We start from the raw sequence: 22,760 nt of genomic DNA on the forward strand, positions 1-22,760 counted from the left end.
ACGACGATGACGATGATGATGATGTAGTGGACGACGACGATGACGACGATGATGATGTAGTGGACGACGATGACGATGACGATGACGATGATGATGTAGTGGACGACGATGATGATGACGATGATGATGTAGTGGACGACGACGATGATGATGACGATGATGATGTAGTGGACGACGATGACGACGATGACGACGATGATGACGATGATGATGAGTACGATGAAGACACTGACACTGATGCAGACGATGCCTACGGCGATGACGAGCATACTGGTGAAGGTGAAACACTTCCTGATACTGCAGCAGGGATCTTTAACCTAGGTGCTATTGGTATTGCAGCGCTAATGGCAAGCTGGGCTGGAAGAATCTTTGGTAAAAGAAGAGAAGAGTAAGATAAAATAAGTGATAGTAATCGCCCCCACTAGCTGCCTAGTGGGGCTTTTTTCAAAATGTATCCTACATATATTTCTATTACTCCAAGAAAGGGGAAAAGGTTATGTAATGAATGATTAGAAAACATTCTTCCTGATCAGGAGAACTGAATGTGTAAGGAGGAGAAATGATGATAAGAAAAATATCGAATTGGCTTTTTGTGATTGGCATTGTCCTTATCTCAGCCAATATCTTTTTATATTTGAACCAAAGTAACAGTACATCTGGTGCTTTAGGAGATGCTGAAGCTTTGCTGGGAGGAAGTGACAATTCCTACGAGGAAGAAGCTCAGGATGAGACTTTACAAAGACATGACGATAGTGCGACTCACACGGAAGATGAGTTTGAGGAAAATAAACCCCCTCATATGATTAACGAAGAGCCTCCTTCGATGACAAAAGAAGAATTTGAACCACAAGTAAATGAAGTGATAGGACTTTTACACATCCCTAAGCTGGATGAGTCTCTTCCCATCATCGGTGGTGTAGATGATGAACAGCTTGACAGGGGTGTCGGTCATCTTCCTAGTACAGTTCTTCCTATGGATGGGGATCAAATTTTGTTATCCGGTCATCGTGATACAGTTTTTACTAACTTTGACGAGCTGGAAAAAGGAGATAACTTTATCGTTGAGCTTCCTTATGGAAAGTTTGAATATGAAATGAAAGAAACTGAAATTGTCGACAAGGACGATACAAGCGTCATCCGTTCTATGGATGAAGAAGTATTAACTTTGTCTACTTGTTACCCTTTCAGCTATCTTGGAAATGCACCGGAAAGATACGTTATCTATGCTTATCCAGTAGAACAGGAATAACCTTTAGGGCGCTCCCTGCATTGGGAAGCGTTCTTTTATTGTTGCGGTAGTAAGCGGTGCCTGGCACCTAAAATGTAATTATATAGTAAACCCTTTGGCAACAAGGGTTCCGAGGTTGAATGTATGACAGCAGCGTTACAGCGGGTAGGGGTGCCAGGCACCCCAAAATGGGAGTAACAGGTAAATGCTTGGGTGGCAAGGGGTACGGGCCTGAATGTGTTACAACAGAGTTACAACGGGTAGAGGTGCCAGGCACCCAAATGGTATAAAAAGGATTTTTGTGATAATATAGTAATAGGTATTTTTATACAGTTTTTGGTGTAGCGATGTAATTCAGGACTTGGTATTGGTAGGGTTTCATCATGAGTTTTTGTAATTTTTAGAGAGAAGTAAGGCTGGTGAATATATGAGTACACCTATTAATCTTGTTGAAGAAACTCAAGAAGCGTTCGCAGCTAAATACGGTTTAACCATAGTTATGATGGATGAATTTGGCGAGCCCCTTACTCCGTCGAAAGGGAGTAATGAGTTATATGAAGAGCTTTCTACTCACCAAAATGTAAGAAGAATGCTTAAGGAAAGCCTAAATGAAAAGTGGCTCATTTCCAGTCCTGTCATGTTAGAGATCCTTCCAGGTATTAACGTAATTATTGCTCCTCTTCAAACTATGACTAAATCCTATTATTTAGCAATGGGTATGATTGTTGAAGAAAGAACCAGAGAGCTTGTGGCTGATCAGCTGACACCTAAATCCGGTAGCAATAAAGATAAATTAAAGTGGGAAATCATTTTAAATAAAGCTCATAAGCTCACACAAGAAAATAAAAATGAGTGGCTGGATAAAGCAAAGAACCTATCAATGATTTTGATGCTCTGTTTGGAAGAACTAGAGAAAGAAGAAGCTAGAAAGAAAGAAGCACGGTTATTTCGGGAAGCTGCTAATGAAGAAGATATAAAACGTCTGTTTCACTATTTCATAAATGTCAGCAACGAATTAGATTTCATGGGTTTTGCGGAAAAGAAAGATAATGAAGCATATGAATGTACTGCGTTAGCAGGGGAAGGAACAGAAGTGTTTAGCGAGGTGAAATTCTATCCAGGAGAAGGCCTTCTTGGTCGAGTGCTCTTAACAGGAAGAGCTGATAGCTGGGAAAACATAGAGGAGGATCCTCGGTCTTTTTTCTTTCATTCTTATAGCTTTCTTCCTAAAGCACTATACTGTTTTCCTGTCCAAAGAAGAGATGGACAATTATCACTTATGTTTGGTGGTACCCGAAAGAATAAAAAACTGTCGAAATCTGTTTTAGAGCAAGGAAGTACACTAGCTGCCTTACTGGAAAAGAATTTATTTACTCGTGATCTACATAACGAACATGAACATAAGAGTAATCAATTGGTGTCTATTATGGAAATATGTTCATTCATGAGCCCGGGTACAGAGGGAAAAGAAATATTATATATTCTTGTAGATATAGGTATAACAATGTTTCAAAATTCATTTTCCTATGTGGTCTACAAAGAGGAGAAAAGTGACAATTTTCAACTTATTTCCCGGGGAATGAGCGGGGAGAACGTAGAGAAATATGCCCAGAAAGCAGCAGAAGGGTTTTCGTGGATTGAAAAAGTAGAGTCTTCCACCCCCAGATATAGAGAAACCCAAGAAGGATATAGCTTGATCGAAGTACCCATCCTATATCAGGAAAACCTATTAGGTATTCTATGTGTTGGGTCTTCTTCAGTGGACAAGGAAACCCTTGAAAAAGAGTCTCCTTTTTTGCAAGCATTGTCCTTAGTGTCAGGAGCTTCTATTTTTTAGCAATGAATCATACTGAGAAAGCTGAGGATAAAAAAGTTTCTACCCTTCACAAAGCAGTAGAGGATTTTGATAGAGAGGCTTATTCTATATCACAGAACATGGCTGACGTGGCAACGGAATTTAGCAGGTTTGCAGGGCTTGAAAAACAAACCAGAACTGACCTCCTGCACGCTTGTCTTCTACAAAGCTATTCTGCGGACTTTATTAAAGAAACATTCCCTCACAGTAATGTTCCTGCCCTTTTAGAGGAGGCAGAGTTCATTGTTTCTTCTAAAAAAAGCCAAATGATGTCGGACAGAAGGCAGAACTTCTGGCGATTCTTATGGTCTATGGTAAAGGGGAAGAAAAGGGAGAGGCGCTTACTAAATTTCAAGATACTGATTGTGTAATCAGCCAGGAACTGATTGTTTTTCTCTCAGAAAAGAAGGTAATAGAGCAAGAAATGACTATCTCTATAAATCCTGAGGCGAAAGAGAGCAATACTCTAAAGGATTTGAAGAATACTTATCATCTCTCTCCAAGGGAGATTGAGGTATTGGAGCTTATGTCAGAAGGATGTAATAACAAGGAAATTGCCAACAAGCTGTTTATTAGTGACCATACGGTGAAAAATCACGTCACTAAAATTTTCCATAAGCTTGAAGTCTCAGACCGGGTTCAAGCGATATCAAAAGTCTACCAAATTAAGTATGAGTAGGATCCAAAAAGCTGTGCCCTGACTAACAGGGTGCAGCTTTTTTGAATGAACAGGCTGCAAAAAATCCATGGTGGAGTCAGTAGGTCTCTATTAAAAAAAGCCTCTCCTTGACGCTAAGGACGACCCAAATTAACATCTATAACCTTTTACCTAAGAGTAAAGTTGTGTGTCAATAGGAGTGGTTTCTTATAACGAACAAAAACGACAATAGGAATGATAGGGGATAGGCCGATTTGCCTAATCGTTGCATAATAAGGCTATCAAGTTGTTCTCTAGAAAGAACGAAAGGTTCTCTGGAGAATAACAAAAGGCAAGGGGTGCCAAGAACATGAAAGTGATTGATCGTCACACAAGGCAGGTGATAGCGAACGAAGGAAAGGAGGCTTCTACCTTTTGGAAAAGATTCAAAGGACTTATGTTCACTAAAAGCATCCCTGATCATTTTGCTCTTCATATCACGCCTTGTCCATCCATTCATACGTTCTTTATGAAGTATCCGATTGACGTTATCTACCTCAATCATAACAAAGAAGTAATAGGAATGGAAGAAAACCTTAAGCCAGGACGAGTAGGAAAAAGGGTTCCTGGTGCAAGGTCAGTTCTCGAACTTCCAGCAGGAAGAATAAGAAAGACAGCAGTAACAAAAGGACAGTCTTTAGTCCTGGTAAGAGACAACACTAATAAGGAAGTCGGCACACTTGCTGATGAAAAATCTATTAAAAACATTTAACTAAAGGAGAGATTACTATGATGGAAAAATTTAAAGGTCTGGTTGTTGAAGAAGAAGGTCAAGGCATGGCGGAGTACGGGTTAATTCTTGGGTTAGTTGCAGTTGCAGCAGTAGGAGCCTTACGGCATTAGGTGGTGGGATAAGTGAACAGTTGAACGACATAGTTGGAAAGCTAGGAGGAGGAGAATCTACAGAAGGTTAAATGAAATTATTTACTTTTCCAGGACCTTCCCTAGTAGGAGAGGGGTCCTGTTTTACCAAAACTATCAAAATTCGAATGAAAGGATGGCCGTTTTGGTTGATATTTTCTTACTTATCATTCTTGTCATTTGTGTCATCACTGATATAAAAAATAGAAAAATCTACAATAAAGTGATTTTTCCAGCACTTCTCGCTGCCTTTGTCTTCCACTTTGCAAGCGGCGGCTGGGAAGGGTTAAGCCATTCCTTCATTGGGTTTTTGATAGGATTGGGCTTGCTTCTTATCCCTTATCTTCTCGGGGGCATGGGAGCTGGAGATGTTAAACTTCTCGCGTTAATCGGAGCGCTTAAAGGCGGTTCCTTTGTGTTTCAATCATTTCTCTACATTGCTATCTTTGGGGCACTTATGGCGCTGGCCATTATCTTATTTCGCAAAGGTGTTCTCACATCTATTCTCTATTATTTTGCCAGCTTAAAAGGCGGAGTGAGACTCCCTGGGGGAATTTCCAAAGGATCACTAACAGCAACGTACCCATACGGCGTTCCGATCGCTGCCGGGGTGATTGCCTGTATGTTTGTGAATGGGTGGACCGTTCTATGGTAAAGAGAGAAGATGGACAGTCTCTTGTTGAATTTGCCTTAGTTCTGCCCATTCTCCTTCTCCTTGTTGTTGGTATTTTTGATTTTGGAAGAGTTATGTACACGTACCTACAGATGGAGCTGGTCACTCAGGAATCTGTAAGGATGGGAGGGCTGGGCCAGTCTGATGCTGAAATCGAGGACTTTGCCAGAAATCAGTTCAGCGGAGACAGCTCAAAGCTCATGGTATCTATTTCTCCAGGGGGAACAAGAGAAGCCGGCACGTATGTAACCGTGGAAATGTCTTATCCGGAAGAGTTACTCAAGCCATTAGGAGGGGCATCCATTTCTCATACATTAACAACCAGTTCGACGATACGTGTGGAGTGAGGGAAGGAAAATGAGAACTTTTTTAAAGCACATGAAAAAAAGTGAAAAGGGTGACGCCCTGGTGTTACTCACCCTTGCCTTTGGTGCGATGCTTACGATGACAGGCTGGTGATCGATGGAGGACACCTGTTTGCAACGAAAAGCCATCTGCAAAAGACGGCTAATGCAGCAGCTCTTTCTGGGGCCCAGGAGATTCCTAATGCAGAATCAGCCGTGTACGGTGTGGTCGATGAGGTCCTTTCTTCTCATGGGGAAACAGACAGTCTCCTTCAAGCAGCTGTCCAGGGTGACAAAGAGCTGCTGGTAAAGCTGGAGCGGGAGGTTCCTCTCTTTTTGCCGCCTTGTTCGGACAAGACTCTTTGCCAGTCAGCGTTCAGGCCAAAGCGGCTCTAAACTATGGGGGAAACGAGTGGTGTCGTGCCTCTTGGCATTGAAGAAAGCATGCTGCCACTAAACCACGGAGAAGAGTACGAGCTGAAAGTAGACAGTGGTGATTCAGAATCTGGTTTTTTTGGGGTGCTGGCTCTTGTCGGCTCTGGGGCAAATCTGTATAGAGATACGTTGACCAACGGTTACGAGGAGAACGTAAAGGTGGGAGACATTATACCTACAGACAGGAATATGGCCGGTCCAACAAGAAGTGGTGTGAATGCTCGTATTAATAACTGCCCATCCGGTGATATGGAAGATAGAAACTGTTCCAGAGTGATGCTTGTCGTTATTTATGAACCCTATGAACAATCCGGCAACCAGTTGAAAAGCATAAGGGTAACAGGGTTTGCCTACTTTTATATTTCAGAACCTATGGCAAACAATGATGATTCTATAAGAGGGACGTTTATCAAAAGAACCGGTTCCGGTACGGCTGGAACAGGAACACCGGTAGACGGCGGAGCGTATACGATCAGACTAACAGAGTAGGTGAGTGAATGAAACCAAAGAAACTAGTGGTCCTTGCGTTATTGTCAGGGATTATTACAACAATCATGTTCTATATAGTGATTAACATGGAAAGTGTAGACACGGCCGCTCAATCAACAGAGATGGTTGAGGTCATAGTGGCAAATAAGGACATTGAAAAAAATGAGCAGATTACAGAAGACAGTATCACGTACAAGGAATTGCCGGAAGACCAGGTGCATACACAGGCTGTGAAAGATCCGGATATACTTATCGGAAACTTTACTTCTGACTCCATGAAAGAAGGTGAAGTAATTATGCTTCATCGTATGTATCAAGAAGGAGAGGAATCAGAATTTATCTCGAAAAAAGTAGGGGACGGGAATCGGGCCATTTCCATTGGGGTGGACTATGTGCGTTCGGTGTCAAATTTAATTCAGCCAGAGGATATCGTGGATGTGGTGGTAAGTATTGACGAGGACCCGGTACAGACGGAAGTTGTGATAGAAAAAGTAAGAGTCCTTGCAGTAGGTGAAAGAATGATTGAGCCAGGCAATGAAGAAGGGGAGGACCAGGAATACCATGCCGTCACACTCGAGCTTGCACCGGAAGAATCCGTGGAAGTCATTAATGCAAGCGAGCGAGGAACCCTTCAGTTAGCTTTGCACAGTAAGCTTTTACAAGATGAAGAAAATGAAGATAAGGAAGACAAAAAGGAAAAAGGAAGCGGGGAAGCAGTGGGAAGATGGTTTACCACCATGCCTTCAAGCTCTATGATCCGGTCAGGTCCTTCCTTAAACCGCTTCGATCATTACAACAGTGGACGAAGGCACCACTCTTGCTTTTCTGGAAGAAGAAGAAGAGGACAATGAAGGACGTAATTGGTACCTGATTGAAACACCTGACAGTCAGGAAGGCTGGATAAGCAGCCGGATTGTGAATGAAAAAAGTGAGTAAGGGGGAGGAAACGTGGCATCTTATGGACCGGCTCAAGCATCTCCAGATCAACAGAGCAAAGGGAAAGTAATTGTAGTATGCAGCGCCTCAGGGGGAATGGGAAGAAGCTCAGTGACTTTGAACCTGGCTGCGTTGGCAGCAAGGCAAAGTGTAAAGGTTGATGTAATAGATGGAGACCTTCAGTTTGGGGATCTGGCTCTTTCTCTCAACCTGCGGCCTTCTCTTTCTATCGAAGAAGCTGCGGAAAGAAAAGATGTGAGTAATATTAGAGAGTACTGTATAGCTCATGAATCTGGATTACAGCTTCTTGCAGCACCGTCACGGCCGGAATTTGCCGACCTGGTATCTCCAGAATTTGTCACATCTGTGCTGGAAGAGCTTTCGCGTGATTCCGGGGCAGTCATTCTTGAAACACAGGCCGGGTTAAATGAGGACAACCTCCAGTTCATGGAGCTGGCAGACAGCATTATTGTCGTCGCTTCTACAGGAATGGCAGCGATAAAAAATACAAAGTTGATGATTGAAACAATCAAAGCCTTAGGCATGAAAGAAAAAGTCATAGTGGTAGTTAATAAATGCACGGACCTTCCCTGATACACAAAGGGATGATACCGGAGTTAGTAGATGAGGAAAAGGTCTTTTTTTACCAAACATAAAAAAACAAATGTCTCATTCGCTGGATTTAGGAAAGCCATTTGTCGCTGAAAAGCCAAAGCACAAGTACGCCAGACAGCTGGTAAAGGTGAGTAATGAACTATTTTTGCCAGAGTCTGCAGAGAAAATGAAAACCAACAGGTTCAGCCTGAAACAAAAGCTTTCAAAAGAGAGGGGTGGGAGCACCATGAGCTTGCTGGCGAGACTACAGTCAAAAACCCAGGAGGAAATAAAACAAGATAATCTAACTGGGGAGGAAGAGGTCGAAGTTTCACAAATCCAAAAGCTGCCCCAGGAAGATCTTCCTCGTCCCGACAGAGAATCAGAGCCTTCTCCAAAGAAAGTACATCCAAAGCAAATGAGGTCACAGGATTACGTAAAAGTAAAGAGCCTGACTCTTAAATATATTTTAAAAGAACGAAAGGATGAAGAAGTAGAAGAAATTGTGGCCGATCTGGATTCTATCATTCAAGTAATACTGGATGAAAATGAGAATTTACAAGTGATGACAGAATGGGACGCGTTAAAAGAGGAGCTGACTAATGATCTCATAGGGTACGGACCAATCAATCCTCTTCTCCACGATGAAACCGTAACTGAAATTATGGTAAATGGAGCGGAGAACGTGTACGCAGAGGTTGGAGGAAAGCTGCAGCTTACCAATATTTCATTCCGGGATAATGAACATGTAATGGCAGTTCTTGAAAAAATTGTAGCTCCTCTTGGGAGGAGAATTGATGAAAGCAGCCCGATGGTAGACGGAAGGCTGGATGATGGTTCACGTGTGAATGCCATCATCCACCCTTGCATTAGACGGTCCAACCATAACGATTAGAAAGTTTGCCAAGGACCCTTTTTCTATCCATGATTTGATTCGCTTTGGCACACTCACGCAGAAAATGGCGGACTTTGTGAAAGCCTGTGTTCAGGCAAGGCTCAATATATTTGTCAGTGGAGGGACAGGGTCTGGGAAAACTACGACTCTAAACGTGCTTTCTTCCTTTATTTCAAATGAGGAAAGAATTGTCACCATTGAGGATGCCGCCGAGCTGCAATTAGGCCAGGATCACGTGATTTCTTTAGAAACTCGCCCGGCCAATATTGAGGGAAAAGGAGAAATTACAATACGTGATCTTGTGAGAAATACACTTCGCATGCGCCCGGACAGAATTGTCGTAGGGGAAGTCAGAAGCGGGGAAGCTCTGGATATGCTACAGGCGATGAATACTGGGCACGATGGCTCTTTAGCCACCGGACATTCTAACAGCCGCGGGATATGGTGGCCCGTTTGGAAACCATGGTACTCATGGCAGGCATGGACCTTCCGGTAAAAGCGATCCGCGAGCAAGTTGCCGGCGCGATCGATGTCATTATCCAGCAATCACGCTTAAGAGACGGGACCCGGAGAATTACCAGCATTACTGAAGTGCAAGGACTCGAAGGAGACGTTATTGTGCTCCAGGACATTTTTACTTTTACACAGCAGGGTGTAGATGAAAACGGAAAAATTATTGGGAAACTGGTACCAACAGGAGTAAGACCTAAGTTTTACGAACGGATGGAATATGAAGGAATTCACCTTCCGGCTTCTATTTTTTCAGCAAAGGAGGAGTAGAAAATGATTGTGCTGCTATTGTTTGCTGTGTTTATTTCCACTTTTCTTCTCCTTTTATTGCTGAGTTTTGCTCTCCGGACGGAGACGGTAAGTGATCATTCCCGAAATGAACCTGTGACCTTTAAAGAGAATCTAAAGAATGCGAATGAAAGACTGAAGTTTCTTATTACCAGAAGGAAAAAACCGAGCAGGAAAAAAGACAGACTGGAACAAAAGCTTCAGGTAGCGGGAATTCCGATAAAAGCTGAAGAGTTTGTTGCTTTTCAGGTGTTTGCTGTGTTGATTGCCGGCGGACTTTTTCATCTTATTTTTAACCATGCAGCGATGCTTGTTCTAGGAGGACTCCTTGGGTTGATGGCGCCTGCAATCTGGCTGAAGGCAAAGCAGAAAAAGAGGATCAGGAAATTTAACGAAGGGCTTCCTGGAATGATTACCTCTGTTATAGGCTCCCTCCGCGCAGGCTTTAGTTTTCCCCAGGCCCTTCAGCTGGCTGCTGAAGAATCCTATTCGCCAATCAAAGAAGAAGTGGAGTTTGTGTTGAAAACGATGCAATATGGTACGAGCCTGGAAGAGGCTTTTATTGAGTGGAGAAGCAGGATGCCTAGTGAAGACCTGGACTTGTTAGTGGAGGCTGTCTTAATTCAGCGGCAGGTAGGTGGAAATTTGGCCTACTTGTTAGAGAAGATTGTGAATACGACCAGGGAGCGGACGAAAATGGAAGGGCAAATCAAAACATTGACAGCGCAAGGCAAGCTTTCCGGGTTAGTCATTGGGCTGCTTCCTTTTGTGCTCGGTATTATTATTTACATGATGAACCCGGATTATATCGGTACCCTCTTTGTCCACCCGGTTGGACAGATGCTCTTAGTGGCCGCAACAGTTGGCGGTTTGATTGGTTTTTTCTTCATAAGAAAAATTACAACTATTGAAGTGTAGGAAAAGGGAAGACTGAGAAGTTCTATTTACCTATGACGGTGGAAGAATGTAAAAGTATAAGTGGAATAGAGGTGAAAGGGGGATGTATCCTCTTTATATTGGTGTTTTTGCGTGTATCAGCCTGCTTGCATACTCAATGCTTGCCTGGCTGGAGGAAAGAAAGTATATGAGAAGAAGAGTGAACGTATATCTATCAACCTCTCCTGGTGAAATGATTGAGGAGGAGCTTTCATTTTCTGAAAGGGTCGTTTCCCCGTTATGGAAGAAAACAAAAAAGAAACTACCAAAAAAGGTTAAATAAGGAGAAGGAGAGCGAGCTTGAAATAAGGCTTTTGCAAGCAGGCCAGCCTTTTAACCTTAGTCCAGTAGAATTTAAGATTTATCAGCTGTTTCTGTTTCTGCTGTTACCGGCGATAGGAGCCGGTTACGGGCTGCTGATTGGGGCTGAAATGGTGCTCGTTCTTCTTTTTGCTTTTGCGGGAACGGGGGCCAGCCTTATTTTTCCAAAGCATTACTTAAAGAGAAAGGCCCAGAAAAGAAGCAAGCTCGCGTTCAAAGAGCTGCCAGATACAATTGACTTATTAACGATCAGCCTGGAAGGCGGTCTTGGCTTTGATGCAGCTCTAAGTAAGGTCGTTTCTAAAAAGAAAGGCGTATTAGCAGATGAGTTCAAAATCTGCCTTGAGGAAATCCGGTTAGGGAAGACGAGAAAAGAAGCATTAAGCAACATCAATAATCGTATCGTGCTAGATGAGCTGAAATCTCTTGTCTATAATATTGTGCAGGCAGAAAAGTTAGGCATTGGCATGGTCTCGGTGTTACGGGTGCAGACAGAGGATATCAGGGAAAAAAGAAGACAAAAAGCCGAAGAAGCAGCGATGAAAGCCCCAGTGAAGATGCTCTTTCCTCTTGTGCTGTTTATCTTCCCCACGCTCTTCATCATCCTCCTGGGCCCCGCCGTCCTTCAAATCATAGAACTCTTTTAAAGAAAGGCGCGGATGGCAGTGGTGCCTTGGGGCAGGGTGCCTGGCAGGGTGCCTGGCACCTAAAATGTAATTATATGGTAAAACCTTTGACAGCAAGGGTTTCGAGGTTTAATGTGTTACAACAGTGTTACAACGCGTAGGGGTGCCAGGCACCAACATGGGAGTCACAGGGTAAATGCTTTGGTGGCAATGGTTACAGGGTAGGGTGCATGACAGCAGTGTTACAACGCGTAGGGGTGCCAGGCACCAAAATGGGAGTAAGAGGTAAATACTTTGGTGGCAAGGGTTTCGAGGTTTAATGTATTACAGCAGCGTTACAACGCGTAGGGGTGCCAGGCACCGAAAAAAGGCACTGAAAAATGGAGCTTGGGATTGGAATCGTGGTAAGATGAACGCATGATTCAGAAAGACGTTCAGGAGGAACCATGATTACATTAATTATAAATGCTGATGATTTCGGTTTGACTCAAGGAGTTAATGATGGAATCATCAAAGCCCATACAGATGGTATCGTCAACTCTACCACTTTGCTTGTGAACATGCCTGGCACAAAGGATGCTGTAAGGAAAATGAAGGATTATCCCGACCTTGGTGTCGGCATCCATCTTACCTTGTCCTGCGGCAGTCCAGTAAGATCTGATGTTCCTTCCCTTGTTAACGAGGAAGGCAGCTTTAAACTGACAAAGACCTACCGAGAAGTTGATCCGAAAGAGATTAACGTCTCTGACGTGGAAAAAGAATGGCGGGCACAATTACAAACCTTTCTTTCTTTCGGGATCTATCCAACTCACATAGACAGCCACCACCATATTCACGGATGGGACCCTCTCTATCCGGTCATCCATAAGCTTTCCAAGGAATATTCTCTTTCGGTCCGTAATGTGTTTCAGAAAACAAAGCCACAAGGAATTCAGCTTCACACTGCTATTTTCCGTGATGATTTCTATAAAAACGGCACAGGCCTGAAGTACTTTCACGAACTTCAACAAGAATTGAGCACAGAGGAAGTGGTTGAGGTCATGGTTCACCCCGGCTTCATTGATGACGACTTAAGAAATATTTCTTCATTTCTGGAGAGACGTGAAAAAGAGCTTGAACTGTTAACTGCTATCCAGCTTCCGAAAGGCATGAGGCTCGCTGAAAGAAGAAATAGAGAGAAATTCTGTGCAACGTAACAATGCCCCTCAATGAAAATCAGGTATTCCAAAATAAATTTCATATAAAAAGAAGGCTGTCCTGCTGGTATGTACCACCTAAAGGGCAGCTTTTTTATATATTAAACCTTTATTCCTTTTTTTCTAAAACTTTAATTTCAACAAAATAGTGAATTTTCATTTCTAAAGTCGTAAAATATAAGTATGTTTTTCCATATATATAGGCTGTATTTCTCTGTTAGAGATCTGTCTTTTTTCACAGTCAGCAGGGTGGGAAGTCAAAATCATACATAAGGGGGAAGGGAAATGTCAGAGGAGCAGTCAGTAGAACCGAAAAAGGCCAATGTCTTAGGAATGCAGTTTTGGGTGGGAGCAAGCTTAGGGATAGTGCTGGGGATTGGAATGGCGTTTTTGTTTGGAATGATGGGCGGAGGAATGGAAGCAAGCGGAGCAGATCGAAGCGAGGTGTTAAAACAGTCCCAGGAGTTTTATGAGGAGGAGCTGATTGCCCCGTCCACAGCTGTATGGGCACCCATGAATGAATCAGAAGTTGAGTATTTGGGCGGCGACCGTTACCGGGTGGAAAGCATGTAGATGCACAAAACGAAAATGGTGCACAAATACGAGAAAGATATGAAATGTGGATGCTTTATGACCCGGACAAAGAAGAGTGGGAAATGGAAGTTTACTATAACAACTAAAAGGAGGGAAGAGCTGTGGGCGCACTAACGACAATGGAACTTATCTTAATAGGAATCTTTTTACTTGCATGTGCAAGCTTTGCCTCCTTTATTTATTCATTAATTAAAAAACGGTCTTCCATGGGCATCTTTTTATTTGCCACCGTCCTGACAGGAGCGGCGGTTGTCTTCATGTTTTTCCATGAAGATACCTTTCAACCGAGAGTCACTCAAACAGCCGCAGAGGAAACAGCAGAGGAGATAGAAGAAGAGGAGACTGCAGAAGAGGAATCGACTGCACAGGAAGAAGAGGATGAGCCGTCAGAAAATGAAGATGATGAAAAAGCTGAGGAAAAAGCTCCTGAAAACACTAAGAACGAAAGCCGCACATTGGAAGATAACAAAAAAGCAGCCGAGATTAAATATGAAAGACAGATCGCTGAACATATCGATGAGATCACATTCGCTTTTGATTTAGTGGATGCGGAAGTCAAGAAGCTGGAAGGAAATGAGTCTGACGCAAACATTCAATCCTTATTAAACAGGCTGAAAGAAGCGGTTGACGTTCTTGGTGATCATGCATTGATCACAAACCCGCCTGCAGGCTATGTGTCCTTTGATGATCAGTACATGAATGGGGTTTGGTATCTTCAGGAAGCCTGCCAATCCATGCATACGATAATCAGTGATTATTACTATGATTACTATGAAAACCATCTAGCATTGGAATTACTGTGGGATAATTTGTATTATGCAGAGTTGCACTTGCAGGAAGCATACGACCGTTCGACTGTTATTTTTGCCAGTCCCCTTGCTGGTCTTGAAAATCTGGGTACAATAGAAGAAATTGATTTAGATGGTTCCTACCTTCAGGCTCATGAAATAGAAACTCCTTCAAAGGAAGAAAGAATTCAAAGTTTAGTAGCAAACTATCAATATCACTTTGTGGATGCTGTTAACGCTGGTAATTATAATATCGTAGCTCCATATATTTATCCTGGAAGCAACCTTCAAGATGCCCAGGAAAGCTTAATTAGTAATCTAGCAGAACAAGGGACAAAAGAAGAGTTAGTAGAATACGTGATAGAAGATATATATGAAGAAAATGGAGTAACCTACGTACAGGTCTTTGAGGTTCACTTAATTATCAGCAGTGACGGTGATGTAAAAGAGGTAGAAAATCTTTGGAAATACGAAGTGAAATCCTATGACGGAGGATTTAGGCTCGCAGATATTGAAAAGCCGTAATAAAAACAGAAGCTGACCCAGACCTAGGGCCAGCTTTTTCTTCTTATCTACGTAGAAGAGCTGTAGACACTCAGCTCTTTTTCCCTTTATCATACCCATCCGTTCTTACTTCTTCCGGTACAAGGGCTCCCCCTGTTCCCCACACAATATGAATAGCGTTAGATTTATCCTGGTTGTTTGTCCGGTATGGCCCGGCCATGCCGGCAAGGGCAGAAGGCTCGAGATAGGTGCCTTCTGTATCCTTAAGAATACGTAAATAGTGGTAGAGCACGTCATCTCTTATCGTGTAAATCCCGGAAAGCAGAGGATCCATAACTTTTCCTACAAAGGAAGACGGTGTGCCGACAGCAAGGCCATCCGCTTCTGTAATATTATCCAGTCCGACGTCTTGAACAGAAATGTCAGCATGCTTTCCTGTTAACAGCCCAAGGAGCATACAAGGAGATTGCACCGGTTCAGCAAAATAACAACGGACATGTTCACCAAAGACATGCTTCAAGCCAAATGCCACCCCGCCCGGTCCTCCGCCGACACCGCATGGAAGATAGACATAAAGTGGCCGCTCTTTACTAACCGTGATTCCCTGTTCTTCTAATTGTTCCTTTACTTCAAGGGCAGCAGCAGAGTACCCGGCAAATAAATGAACAGAATTTTCATCATCTACGAAGTGACAGCGTGGATCTGCTTCGCATTGCTTCCGGCCTTGCGCCACGGCAGCACTATAGTCTGTTTCATATTCATGAACATTGACTCCTTTTTCACGAAGGAGCTCCTTCTTCCACTCTTTGGCGTCCTGCGACATATGCACATCTATGGTAAACCCTAATTCAGCACTCATGATTCCAATGCTTAAACCCAGGTTTCCAGTCGATCCGACTGCAATAGAATAACGTGAGAAGATCTTTCTGCTTTCTTCATGTAAAAGCTTTGAATAATCATCTTCTTTGCTTGTAAGAATGCCTGCTTGTAAAGCCAGCTTCTCCGCCCAGGTGAAAATTTCGTGAAAGCCACCGCGCGCTTTAATAGAGCCTGCGACCGGCAATTCATTGTCACATTTTAAAAACAATCTCCCTTTGATAGATTCTCCAGTATCCTGCTCTAACGAAGCTTTCATGTGGGGATTTCTTCTAAGGAAGAAGAAATGATCCCATTAGGAGAAGAGTCAGGAAATGCTTTTGCCATCAACGGTTCAAATCTCTTAAAACGTTTTACCGTTTCATAGATAATAGATTCATCAAGACCTTGAACAGGCAAAGGCGCATCGGGCTCACAGTTTGGGTTGGTCCAGTAGACTTCTTTGGCATCTATGATGTTTTGGAATACAGGGTATTTTTCTATGTAGAATTGCAGCTCAGATTGATTCATAACAGTCACCTCACTTACTTGTATTGTAGCATTCTGACACGAGGAGAGAGACGAGAAATTGACAACCATGCTTGAAATCCATACGATAACACCATAACCATAACACGTGATAAAGAGGGGTAATAAATGGCGGAAAAGAAGAAACAGTCATTTACAGATATGATGAAATCACCGATTATTGCGGCAATCAGCTCCCCAAAAAGGCTGGATGAAGCAATGGATAGCAAGTGCAGCATCGCGTTTCTCATGATGGGGGATGTCATGAGCCTCCCTAATTATGTAAAAGCCTGCAACAGGCGGGAATGAAGGTGTTTGTCCACTTGGATTTTGTAGAGGGAGTCGCCAATGATCGAAGCGGCGTTCGCTATGTTGCCAGACAAGCTAAGCCAGAGGGAATTATTTCAACAAAGAATCAAGTGATTCGCTACGGAAAAGAAGAAGGAATGCTGACTATTCAACGGTTCTTCTTAATTGATAAATCTGCGATTGACAAAGGGATCCAAATGGTAGAATCATCAAGGCCCGATGCTGTTGAAATTTTACCTGGCGTGATACCAAAGGTCATAAACAGGCTGTCAGAACAGACCTCACTTCCCCTTATCGCCGGTGGATTAATAGAAACATTGGATGAGATCCAGGAAGCATTGGATGCTGGAGCAGTAGCGGCTTCCTGCGGCAGTAAGAAACTATGGAATTCTGAAGTATAATAGATTGTTGTGTTTTACCCGTGTTCGTTTCAGAATACGGGTTTTTTTGATAGAAGAAAGTCCCTTTTCCTCATTTGAAAGCTTCTTTCTAAACCTAGCAAGCAATTCTATCTTTCAGAAATCACTTTCAACACTAGGGCGGCTGACATTTGGCAAATGCTGTTTTCAATTTTGTCAACAAGCGTGGTGACGAAATCACAATTAGATTAGATTGAGAACCATGATGAGAGCGCTTTATTATTAGAGTATAAGTCAAAGGGAAGTAGGAGGAGCAAAAATGGCTAATACTAATACAGCGCCAGAGCAAAGCGGAACAGGGTTAAAAGCGAAAGTTCAGCGTTTTGGCAGTTATTTAAGTGGCATGATTATGCCGAATATAGGAGCGTTTATTGCATGGGGTCTGATTACGGCTCTCTTTATTGAAACGGGCTGGACACCAAATGAGAATTTAGCAGAACTGGTTGACCCTATGATCATTTATTTGCTTCCGCTTTTGATTGCGTTTACAGGCGGACGTATGGTTTATGATTTGCGTGGAGGAGTCGTTGGAGCCACAGCTACGATGGGTGTTATCGTCGGGGCGGATATCCCAATGTTTATTGGGGCTATGATTATGGGGCCTCTTGGCGGTTACCTCATTAAAAAGATTGACCAGTTTTTTGAAGGGAAAGTCAGATCAGGATTTGAAATGCTGGTCAACAACTTTACCGCAGGATTTCTTGCCTTTGGTCTGGTTCTGGTTGCTTATCAAGGAGTAGGACCGGTTGTTGTTGCCTTGAACCAGGTATTGGCTGCAGGTGTTCGTGTGATCGTTGATGCAGGTCTTCTTCCATTAGCGAGTATTTTTATTGAACCTGCTAAGGTGCTTTTCTTAAACAATGCGATTAACCATGGAATCTTAAGCCCTCTTGGAATGCAGGAGGCTACGGAGACCGGGAAATCAATCCTGTTTATGCTTGAATCAAACCCAGGACCTGGTCTTGGAGTATTGCTTGCCTTTATGCTGTTTGGAAAAGGGGCGGCAAAAATGTCTGCAGGAGGCGCAGGGATTATTCATTTCTTTGGGGGGATCCATGAAATTTACTTCCCATACATCCTCATGAAGCCAATTCTGATTCTTGCTGTTATTGCTGGCGGCATGAGTGGAGTGTTTACTTTCGGATTGTTTAATGTCGGACTCGTAGCGGTGCCATCGCCAGGAAGTATCTTTGCATATCTTGCTATGACGCCTCAGGGAGATCACATTGGCATGCTGGCTGGTGTTATTGTTTCCACTACTGTATCCTTTGTTGTCGGTGCAATCATTCTTAAAACAGTAAAGGACAAATCAGAAGAAGGGCTTGAAGAAGCAACGTCCAAGATGGAAACAATGAAAGGAAAGAAAAGCAGTGTTTCTGGAAGCCTTGTTGGAGAAGAGCAAATGGAAAAGCAGGCAGCAGACGGTGAAGAAACTGAAGTTCATGCTTCAGACCTGTCTCCTGACAAGATTAACAAAATTATTTTTGCCTGCGATGCCGGCATGGGTTCAAGCGCCATGGGTGCTTCTATACTCCGGAACAAAGTAAACAAAGCTGGCCTTGATATTGAAGTTACAAATAAAGCGATTAACCAGATTCCAGATGACGCTGATTTAATCATTACTCATAAAGATTTAACAGATCGTGCACGGGCCAAACAGCCGGATAAGCTGCACATTTCTGTAGACAACTTTATGAATGGTGCAAAATACGATGAAATTGTAAGTGACTTAAAAGAGAACGAGTAACGCGCACCTATGAAGCGGGGTGAAATCATGTATGTATCGGCACGAGAACGTAACATTTTAGAGCTTTTACTAGCCAGTCAAGATGGGATTACAGTAAAAGGTATCGCCGAGGCATTGAAAGTCAGTACCCGTACCATTCACCGCGATTTACAATCAATTGAAGATATTTTAGCAGAGTATGACCTTATGTTAGAAAAACAGGCAGGAATTGGAGTGAAGCTTGCAGGACCAGAGGAAAAAATCACTCAGTTACAAAGCTTCATTCACGGGGTGGAACCTGTAGAGTACACTCCGGAGGAGCGGCAGCAGCTGCTCCTCTCCATCCTTTTGCAGGAAGGAGAGCCTGTTAAGCTGTATACACTGGCTAAGGAATTAAGTGTCACCATTTCTACGATAAGCAATGATTTAAATAAAATGAATAGCTGGCTTCAGCCTTTGGATTTAAAGATAGTGAGACGCAGAAGCTACGGCATCGAAATTCAAGGGGATGAAAAACAGAAACGACGAGCGCTCCGCCGTTTGATTACAGAACAAATAGGAGAGGAGAAGCTCCTTTCTTTACTGGAAGCTCATCGCAATAGGGACATCATACAGGAACAGGCTTCCCACAAGCTCCTTCATCTTTTAGATACAAAGGTTATTCAAGAGGTGCTTGCGATTCTTCATGAATTACGTGAAGAAGGGGAGTACATTGCTGATGCATCCTTCACAGGCCTGGTTGTACACTTGAGTCTGGCTGTTGACCGGATACAAAAAGGAGAAAGTATTGAAAAGAATGAGGCTTATTTAGAAAGAGTCCGGAAAGAAAATGAGTACGACACAGCAGAGAAAATTGTAAAACGGCTGGAAGAGCGGTTAAACATTGAAATACCTGAAGTCGAGATCGGCTATGTAGCTATGCACTTGCTGGGAGCAAAGCAAGGGGACGAGGGCTTGAACCTTCTGCAGGAGGATGCGCTGGATCTTACACTGAAAGCAAAAAGGTTAATTGAGGAAGTGGAAGAAGAGGTTGGAATGCCCCTTGCAAAGGATACGTCACTGCTTGAAGGACTGGTAAGCCATCTAAAGCCTGCTTTGTTTCGAATCGAACAAGGTATGAAGATCTATAACACTCTCCTTGCAGATATAAAAAAAGGGTATGGACCTTTATTTTCTATCCTGCAGGTGAAAATCGAAAAGGTGTTTCCTGAATATGAAATGCCAGAAGAAGAAATCGGGTATTTGGTCATGCACTTTGGATCGGCCATGGAGAGGGCCAGGAATAAACAGCATATAGAGGCTGTCGTTGTATGCTCCAGTGGAATCGGCACATCAAAGCTGCTGGCCACAAGGCTGGAACGAGAGATCCCTCAGATCAGCAAGGTAAGCCACATGTCTGCTTTTGACATCAACCAGGACGCTATATCATCAGGTGCTATTGTTATATCAACCGTTCCTTTGCAATCGGTGGATCCTTATTTTCTTGTGAATCCATTTTTATCAGATAAAGAGGTTGAACGGATCAGAAGTTTTATTAGTAAGAAGGAATGGAAAACAAAGAATAACAACCTAGAGAATGATGAACCTAACTCCCGTGATTCGGAAGAAACGTGGAACAAAGAGGAAGTGCTGACGGATTTTCAAGGGATTCAGCAGGTAAGCAGTCTCATTAACTCTTTGTTGGAGACGTTTGAGTTTAATGAAGTGCCAGCCAATGAAACCGTGCGTGAGATTGTGAAGCATATAAGCAGCCACCAGGAAGACAAAGGATGGGTGAAAGATAAGGATTCGATTACAGAAGCCTTGCTGGATAGAGAGAAAAAAGGCGGCCTGGCCATTCCCGGGACAAGTCTCGCTTTATTTCACACCCGTTCAGAAGATGTGTTGAGGCCTTCCTTTACCGTACATCCAATGAAACTTCCGGTCATTCTCAGGGGGATGGACAACAAGGATACGGAAGTCACCCGTATTCTCCTCATGCTTGCTCCTGAAAACTGGAGCTCACAGGGTATTGAGTTAATGAGTTATATTAGCACATTGATTATTGAGAATGAATCTTCAATTGATATATTTGAAAATGGAAATGAACAAACACTGTTTTCTTTTTTAGAAAAAAAGCTTAAAGCGTATTTAATGGAAAAATTACAATAATAAGGAGTGGAGAAACCATGGCAAAACAAGTATTAACGGAAGAGAATATCATTATTGGAGAGAACGTTTCATCAAAGGAGGATGCCATCAAGCGCGTTGGCGGCCTTCTTAAGGATCATGGGTATGTGAATGATGAGTATGTAAATAAAATGTTTGAAAGAGAAGAAGTTACCTCCACGTATATGGGGAACTATCTTGCCATCCCTCATGGTACGGAAGAAGGGAAAAAAGAAGTATTGGAATCCGGTATTACGATCCTTCTGCTAGAAGAGCCTATTGAGTGGGACGGCAACGAGGTGAAGCTTGTAATTGGAATTGCAGGGAAAGGCGATGAGCACCTTAACATCCTTTCAAACATTGCTATTACTTGCTCTGAGGAAGATACCCTTCAGGAAATCTTATCTGCAACAACAAAGGAAGAGCTGATGAACCACTTTGGAGAGGTACAGTAACATGCTGGCTGTCCATTTTGGTGCAGGAAATATTGGAAGAGGCTTCGTTGGTGAAGTGTTAAATAACAATGGGTACAAGATTTGTTTTGTTGACGTGCAGCAATCATTAATTGATGAAATCAATAAAAAAAATAGCTATCAGATTGAACTTGCCCAGGAAAAAGAAGAAAGTATCGAAATTAACGATGTGTACGCCCTTAACAGCCAGGAAAACAAAGCAGAAGTTGTTGATACGATTGCCAGAGCTGACCTGGTTACAGTATCGGTGGGTGTTTCGATCCTTCCCTTTATTGCACCAGTTCTGGCTGCAGGGCTGGAACAGAGGGTAAAGGCAGAAGGCGGCCCTCTCCACGTCATTGCATGTGAAAATGCCGTTGGGGCCAGCACGACTCTTAAGCATGCGGTAAAAGAGGAATTATCAGAAAGCAGCTGGGCAAGTATCGCTGAGATGACAGGTTTTCCAGATGCCGCAGTGGACCGCATTGTTCCTAATCAAAGAACGGATGGCTCTCTTGATGTGAAAGTAGAACCATTTTTTGAATGGATTGTGGAACAGCAAGGAATGGTAAAGGAAGAGAACCTTACAGGTATAAAGTATGTAAAAAATCTCACGCCTTATATTGAAAGAAAACTCTTTACTGTAAACACAGGACACGCCTGTATTGCTTACCTTGGTTTTATCAATGGACAAGCGTCCGTTGCGGAAGCTCTTGCTGATGAAAGCATCCGCGCCCAAGTAGAGGGAGCTTTAAACGAAACAGGTCGACTGTTAGAGGAAAAATACCAATTCAGCAATGAAGAAATAGAACTCTATCATAATAAGATTATTGAGAGGTTTGAGAACACACACCTTTCTGATCCAGTAGAAAGAGTGGGGCGAAATCCGTTAAGGAAACTGAAAAGCACCGACCGCTTAATTAGCCCGCTCTATCAGCTCCACCAACGAGGGATAGAAGCGCCTCATCTGATAACGGTAGCAGCTGCCGCCTTCTTGTTTGACGTTCAAGAAGACGAAGAGAGTGTGAAGCTTCAAGAAATGGTGGATGAACTAGGGATAGAGAAAACGATTCAACAGGTTACTGACCTGCCTGAGGAACTAGTAAGTAAAATTGAACAAGAATACATGACCTTAAAAAGCCGGTGATTCATCGGCTTTTTTGATAATAAGGGCACACAAAACAATCAGGTTTGGCTGGGTAATGTCTTGATTAGAATCTTAGTTGTTTTATCCTGGGTCATAAATAAAAGAATATAAAATTTTTCCATTTTTTATTGAATGACTATTTTATTTACTATAAAATGGTTAAAAAGACTTAGGGAAAGCCGATATAGAAAATAACATAGTAAGGATGGAGGGATACGGCAGTGCACACTATTTCTGACGATTGTTTAGTAGATGCGTTGCAAAAAGCGGTTACGTTTGACCTGGAAATAAATTTTATCTGTTTATTGAAAGAAGAGATTGAACGACGTGAAATAGTGTTAGACAAAGAACTTCTCCAGCAGATAAAAGTCAGGAAGGAGCTTGAAAGAGCTTCCTGAACCGGCTT

The 22,760-nt window shown here is 42.9% G+C and carries 29 protein-coding genes and 1 pseudogene; 29 read left to right on the forward strand and 1 reads right to left on the reverse strand.

Features of this window, described 5'->3' with window-relative positions; genetic code table 11:
• From JCM19033_RS23590 to JCM19033_RS14960, 22 genes are all read left to right on the forward strand, one after another.
• Nucleotides 1–392: LPXTG cell wall anchor domain-containing protein (locus JCM19033_RS23590; protein ID WP_157049904.1), on the forward strand; the 392-nt coding region annotated here is incomplete at its 5' end.
• A gap of 167 nt (nucleotides 393–559) precedes the next feature.
• Nucleotides 560–1,249, forward strand: a complete 690-nt coding sequence (locus JCM19033_RS14875) for a class D sortase (protein WP_269758257.1) — start codon at nucleotides 560–562, stop codon at nucleotides 1,247–1,249.
• A gap of 406 nt (nucleotides 1,250–1,655) precedes the next feature.
• Nucleotides 1,656–3,065, forward strand: coding sequence for a hypothetical protein (locus tag JCM19033_RS14880; protein ID WP_054636863.1), 1,410 nt, complete (start codon nucleotides 1,656–1,658; stop codon nucleotides 3,063–3,065).
• A gap of 322 nt (nucleotides 3,066–3,387) precedes the next feature.
• Complete coding sequence (locus JCM19033_RS14890; protein WP_083465484.1) at nucleotides 3,388–3,762, forward strand: response regulator transcription factor; 375 nt, start codon at nucleotides 3,388–3,390, stop codon at nucleotides 3,760–3,762.
• 328 nt (nucleotides 3,763–4,090) lie between these two features.
• Nucleotides 4,091–4,492, forward strand: coding sequence for a DUF192 domain-containing protein (locus JCM19033_RS14895; protein ID WP_083465485.1), 402 nt, complete (start codon nucleotides 4,091–4,093; stop codon nucleotides 4,490–4,492).
• A 17-nt stretch (nucleotides 4,493–4,509) separates the two neighbouring features.
• Nucleotides 4,510–4,623, forward strand: a complete 114-nt coding sequence (locus JCM19033_RS28310) for a Flp family type IVb pilin (RefSeq protein WP_374701255.1) — start codon at nucleotides 4,510–4,512, stop codon at nucleotides 4,621–4,623.
• Nucleotides 4,624–4,777: 154 nt separating this feature from the next.
• Nucleotides 4,778–5,296, forward strand: coding sequence for a prepilin peptidase (locus JCM19033_RS14905; protein WP_054636866.1), 519 nt, complete (start codon nucleotides 4,778–4,780; stop codon nucleotides 5,294–5,296).
• Complete coding sequence (locus JCM19033_RS14910; RefSeq protein WP_054636867.1) at nucleotides 5,290–5,661, forward strand: TadE/TadG family type IV pilus assembly protein; 372 nt, start codon at nucleotides 5,290–5,292, stop codon at nucleotides 5,659–5,661. The genes JCM19033_RS14905 and JCM19033_RS14910 overlap by 7 nt, the downstream gene beginning before the upstream one ends.
• Before the next feature lie 108 nt (nucleotides 5,662–5,769).
• The gene (locus tag JCM19033_RS26075) at nucleotides 5,770–6,054 is read left to right on the forward strand and encodes a pilus assembly protein TadG-related protein (protein WP_269758258.1); all 285 of its coding nucleotides are present in this window, start codon (nucleotides 5,770–5,772) and stop codon (nucleotides 6,052–6,054) included.
• A gap of 3 nt (nucleotides 6,055–6,057) precedes the next feature.
• Nucleotides 6,058–6,582, forward strand: coding sequence for a hypothetical protein (locus JCM19033_RS26080; protein WP_269758259.1), 525 nt, complete (start codon nucleotides 6,058–6,060; stop codon nucleotides 6,580–6,582).
• 8 nt (nucleotides 6,583–6,590) lie between these two features.
• Complete coding sequence (gene cpaB / locus JCM19033_RS14920; RefSeq protein WP_054636868.1) at nucleotides 6,591–7,433, forward strand: Flp pilus assembly protein CpaB; 843 nt, start codon at nucleotides 6,591–6,593, stop codon at nucleotides 7,431–7,433.
• Nucleotides 7,381–7,518 (forward strand): SH3 domain-containing protein, encoded by a 138-nt coding sequence (locus JCM19033_RS28315; protein ID WP_198153530.1) that lies wholly within the window; start codon nucleotides 7,381–7,383, stop codon nucleotides 7,516–7,518. The genes cpaB and JCM19033_RS28315 overlap by 53 nt, the downstream gene beginning before the upstream one ends.
• Nucleotides 7,519–7,530: 12 nt before the next feature.
• Nucleotides 7,531–8,112, forward strand: a complete 582-nt coding sequence (locus JCM19033_RS14925) for an AAA family ATPase (protein ID WP_054636869.1) — start codon at nucleotides 7,531–7,533, stop codon at nucleotides 8,110–8,112.
• A gap of 70 nt (nucleotides 8,113–8,182) precedes the next feature.
• Nucleotides 8,183–9,007: an ATPase, T2SS/T4P/T4SS family gene (locus tag JCM19033_RS28320; RefSeq protein ID WP_374701256.1), complete on the forward strand. Its 825-nt coding sequence runs from the start codon at nucleotides 8,183–8,185 to the stop codon at nucleotides 9,005–9,007.
• Nucleotides 8,961–9,503, forward strand: a complete 543-nt coding sequence (locus JCM19033_RS27585; RefSeq protein WP_374701257.1) for a CpaF family protein — start codon at nucleotides 8,961–8,963, stop codon at nucleotides 9,501–9,503. Before JCM19033_RS28320 ends, JCM19033_RS27585 begins: the two co-directional genes overlap by 47 nt.
• On the forward strand, nucleotides 9,461–9,787 hold the full coding sequence (locus JCM19033_RS27590; protein WP_306301364.1) for a hypothetical protein: 327 nt from the start codon (nucleotides 9,461–9,463) through the stop codon (nucleotides 9,785–9,787). The genes JCM19033_RS27585 and JCM19033_RS27590 overlap by 43 nt, the downstream gene beginning before the upstream one ends.
• A 3-nt stretch (nucleotides 9,788–9,790) precedes the next feature.
• Nucleotides 9,791–10,723: a type II secretion system F family protein gene (locus tag JCM19033_RS14935; protein WP_054636870.1), complete on the forward strand. Its 933-nt coding sequence runs from the start codon at nucleotides 9,791–9,793 to the stop codon at nucleotides 10,721–10,723.
• Nucleotides 10,724–10,805: 82 nt separating this feature from the next.
• Nucleotides 10,806–11,024: a hypothetical protein gene (locus tag JCM19033_RS14940; protein WP_054636871.1), complete on the forward strand. Its 219-nt coding sequence runs from the start codon at nucleotides 10,806–10,808 to the stop codon at nucleotides 11,022–11,024.
• 31 nt (nucleotides 11,025–11,055) lie between these two features.
• Nucleotides 11,056–11,709, forward strand: coding sequence for a type II secretion system F family protein (locus JCM19033_RS14945; protein ID WP_054636872.1), 654 nt, complete (start codon nucleotides 11,056–11,058; stop codon nucleotides 11,707–11,709).
• A gap of 425 nt (nucleotides 11,710–12,134) precedes the next feature.
• Entirely contained in the window at nucleotides 12,135–12,884 is a 750-nt protein-coding gene (gene chbG / locus JCM19033_RS14950) for a chitin disaccharide deacetylase (RefSeq protein ID WP_083465487.1), read from the forward strand.
• A 285-nt stretch (nucleotides 12,885–13,169) separates the two neighbouring features.
• Nucleotides 13,170–13,457 carry a hypothetical protein gene (locus JCM19033_RS14955; protein WP_054636873.1) on the forward strand — a complete coding sequence of 96 codons (288 nt, stop codon included), beginning with the start codon at nucleotides 13,170–13,172 and terminating at the stop codon, nucleotides 13,455–13,457.
• Nucleotides 13,458–13,579: 122 nt separating this feature from the next.
• On the forward strand, nucleotides 13,580–14,791 hold the full coding sequence (locus JCM19033_RS14960; RefSeq protein ID WP_157049905.1) for a hypothetical protein: 1,212 nt from the start codon (nucleotides 13,580–13,582) through the stop codon (nucleotides 14,789–14,791).
• 70 nt (nucleotides 14,792–14,861) lie between these two features.
• On the opposite strand, the pseudogene JCM19033_RS14965 reads toward JCM19033_RS14960, so the two are convergent.
• Nucleotides 14,862–16,156 (reverse strand): annotated as a pseudogene (locus JCM19033_RS14965) (D-serine ammonia-lyase).
• 126 nt (nucleotides 16,157–16,282) lie between these two features.
• On the opposite strand from JCM19033_RS14965, the gene JCM19033_RS28325 reads away from it, so the two are divergent.
• From JCM19033_RS28325 to sda, 7 genes are all read left to right on the forward strand, one after another.
• Nucleotides 16,283–16,462 (forward strand): glycerol-3-phosphate responsive antiterminator, encoded by a 180-nt coding sequence (locus JCM19033_RS28325; protein WP_054636875.1) that lies wholly within the window; start codon nucleotides 16,283–16,285, stop codon nucleotides 16,460–16,462.
• 2 nt (nucleotides 16,463–16,464) lie between these two features.
• On the forward strand, nucleotides 16,465–16,863 hold the full coding sequence (locus tag JCM19033_RS14975) for a glycerol-3-phosphate responsive antiterminator (RefSeq protein ID WP_054636876.1): 399 nt from the start codon (nucleotides 16,465–16,467) through the stop codon (nucleotides 16,861–16,863).
• A gap of 277 nt (nucleotides 16,864–17,140) precedes the next feature.
• On the forward strand, nucleotides 17,141–18,628 hold the full coding sequence (locus tag JCM19033_RS14980) for a PTS mannitol transporter subunit IICB (RefSeq protein ID WP_054636877.1): 1,488 nt from the start codon (nucleotides 17,141–17,143) through the stop codon (nucleotides 18,626–18,628).
• 27 nt (nucleotides 18,629–18,655) lie between these two features.
• Entirely contained in the window at nucleotides 18,656–20,758 is a 2,103-nt protein-coding gene (locus JCM19033_RS14985; protein ID WP_054636878.1) for a BglG family transcription antiterminator, read from the forward strand.
• A 17-nt stretch (nucleotides 20,759–20,775) separates the two neighbouring features.
• Complete coding sequence (locus JCM19033_RS14990) at nucleotides 20,776–21,210, forward strand: PTS sugar transporter subunit IIA (protein ID WP_054636879.1); 435 nt, start codon at nucleotides 20,776–20,778, stop codon at nucleotides 21,208–21,210.
• A 1-nt stretch (nucleotide 21,211) separates the two neighbouring features.
• Complete coding sequence (locus tag JCM19033_RS14995) at nucleotides 21,212–22,354, forward strand: mannitol-1-phosphate 5-dehydrogenase (RefSeq protein ID WP_054636880.1); 1,143 nt, start codon at nucleotides 21,212–21,214, stop codon at nucleotides 22,352–22,354.
• A 221-nt stretch (nucleotides 22,355–22,575) separates the two neighbouring features.
• Nucleotides 22,576–22,752, forward strand: coding sequence for a sporulation histidine kinase inhibitor Sda (gene sda, locus JCM19033_RS22460; protein WP_083465489.1), 177 nt, complete (start codon nucleotides 22,576–22,578; stop codon nucleotides 22,750–22,752).
• Nucleotides 22,753–22,760 lie beyond the last annotated feature (8 nt).

This window comes from Thalassobacillus sp. C254 (assembly GCF_001310615.1).

Coding starts and splice junctions, on each gene's coding strand:
- JCM19033_RS14985 (WP_054636878.1), top strand. CDS start 18,656: ATGTATGTATCGGCACGAGAACGTAACATTTTAGAGCTTTTACTAGCC.
- JCM19033_RS28310 (WP_374701255.1), top strand. CDS start 4,510: ATGATGGAAAAATTTAAAGGTCTGGTTGTTGAAGAAGAAGGTCAAGGC.
- JCM19033_RS14990 (WP_054636879.1), top strand. CDS start 20,776: ATGGCAAAACAAGTATTAACGGAAGAGAATATCATTATTGGAGAGAAC.
- JCM19033_RS14940 (WP_054636871.1), top strand. CDS start 10,806: ATGTATCCTCTTTATATTGGTGTTTTTGCGTGTATCAGCCTGCTTGCA.
- chbG (WP_083465487.1), top strand. CDS start 12,135: ATGATTACATTAATTATAAATGCTGATGATTTCGGTTTGACTCAAGGA.
- JCM19033_RS14980 (WP_054636877.1), top strand. CDS start 17,141: ATGGCTAATACTAATACAGCGCCAGAGCAAAGCGGAACAGGGTTAAAA.
- JCM19033_RS14875 (WP_269758257.1), top strand. CDS start 560: ATGATGATAAGAAAAATATCGAATTGGCTTTTTGTGATTGGCATTGTC.
- JCM19033_RS14895 (WP_083465485.1), top strand. CDS start 4,091: ATGAAAGTGATTGATCGTCACACAAGGCAGGTGATAGCGAACGAAGGA.
- JCM19033_RS26080 (WP_269758259.1), top strand. CDS start 6,058: ATGGGGGAAACGAGTGGTGTCGTGCCTCTTGGCATTGAAGAAAGCATG.
- JCM19033_RS14955 (WP_054636873.1), top strand. CDS start 13,170: ATGTCAGAGGAGCAGTCAGTAGAACCGAAAAAGGCCAATGTCTTAGGA.
- JCM19033_RS28320 (WP_374701256.1), top strand. CDS start 8,183: ATGTCTCATTCGCTGGATTTAGGAAAGCCATTTGTCGCTGAAAAGCCA.
- JCM19033_RS14910 (WP_054636867.1), top strand. CDS start 5,290: ATGGTAAAGAGAGAAGATGGACAGTCTCTTGTTGAATTTGCCTTAGTT.
- JCM19033_RS27585 (WP_374701257.1), top strand. CDS start 8,961: ATGCCATCATCCACCCTTGCATTAGACGGTCCAACCATAACGATTAGA.
- JCM19033_RS14880 (WP_054636863.1), top strand. CDS start 1,656: ATGAGTACACCTATTAATCTTGTTGAAGAAACTCAAGAAGCGTTCGCA.
- JCM19033_RS28325 (WP_054636875.1), top strand. CDS start 16,283: ATGGCGGAAAAGAAGAAACAGTCATTTACAGATATGATGAAATCACCG.
- JCM19033_RS14995 (WP_054636880.1), top strand. CDS start 21,212: ATGCTGGCTGTCCATTTTGGTGCAGGAAATATTGGAAGAGGCTTCGTT.
- JCM19033_RS14935 (WP_054636870.1), top strand. CDS start 9,791: ATGATTGTGCTGCTATTGTTTGCTGTGTTTATTTCCACTTTTCTTCTC.
- JCM19033_RS14890 (WP_083465484.1), top strand. CDS start 3,388: ATGGTCTATGGTAAAGGGGAAGAAAAGGGAGAGGCGCTTACTAAATTT.
- cpaB (WP_054636868.1), top strand. CDS start 6,591: ATGAAACCAAAGAAACTAGTGGTCCTTGCGTTATTGTCAGGGATTATT.
- JCM19033_RS14905 (WP_054636866.1), top strand. CDS start 4,778: ATGGCCGTTTTGGTTGATATTTTCTTACTTATCATTCTTGTCATTTGT.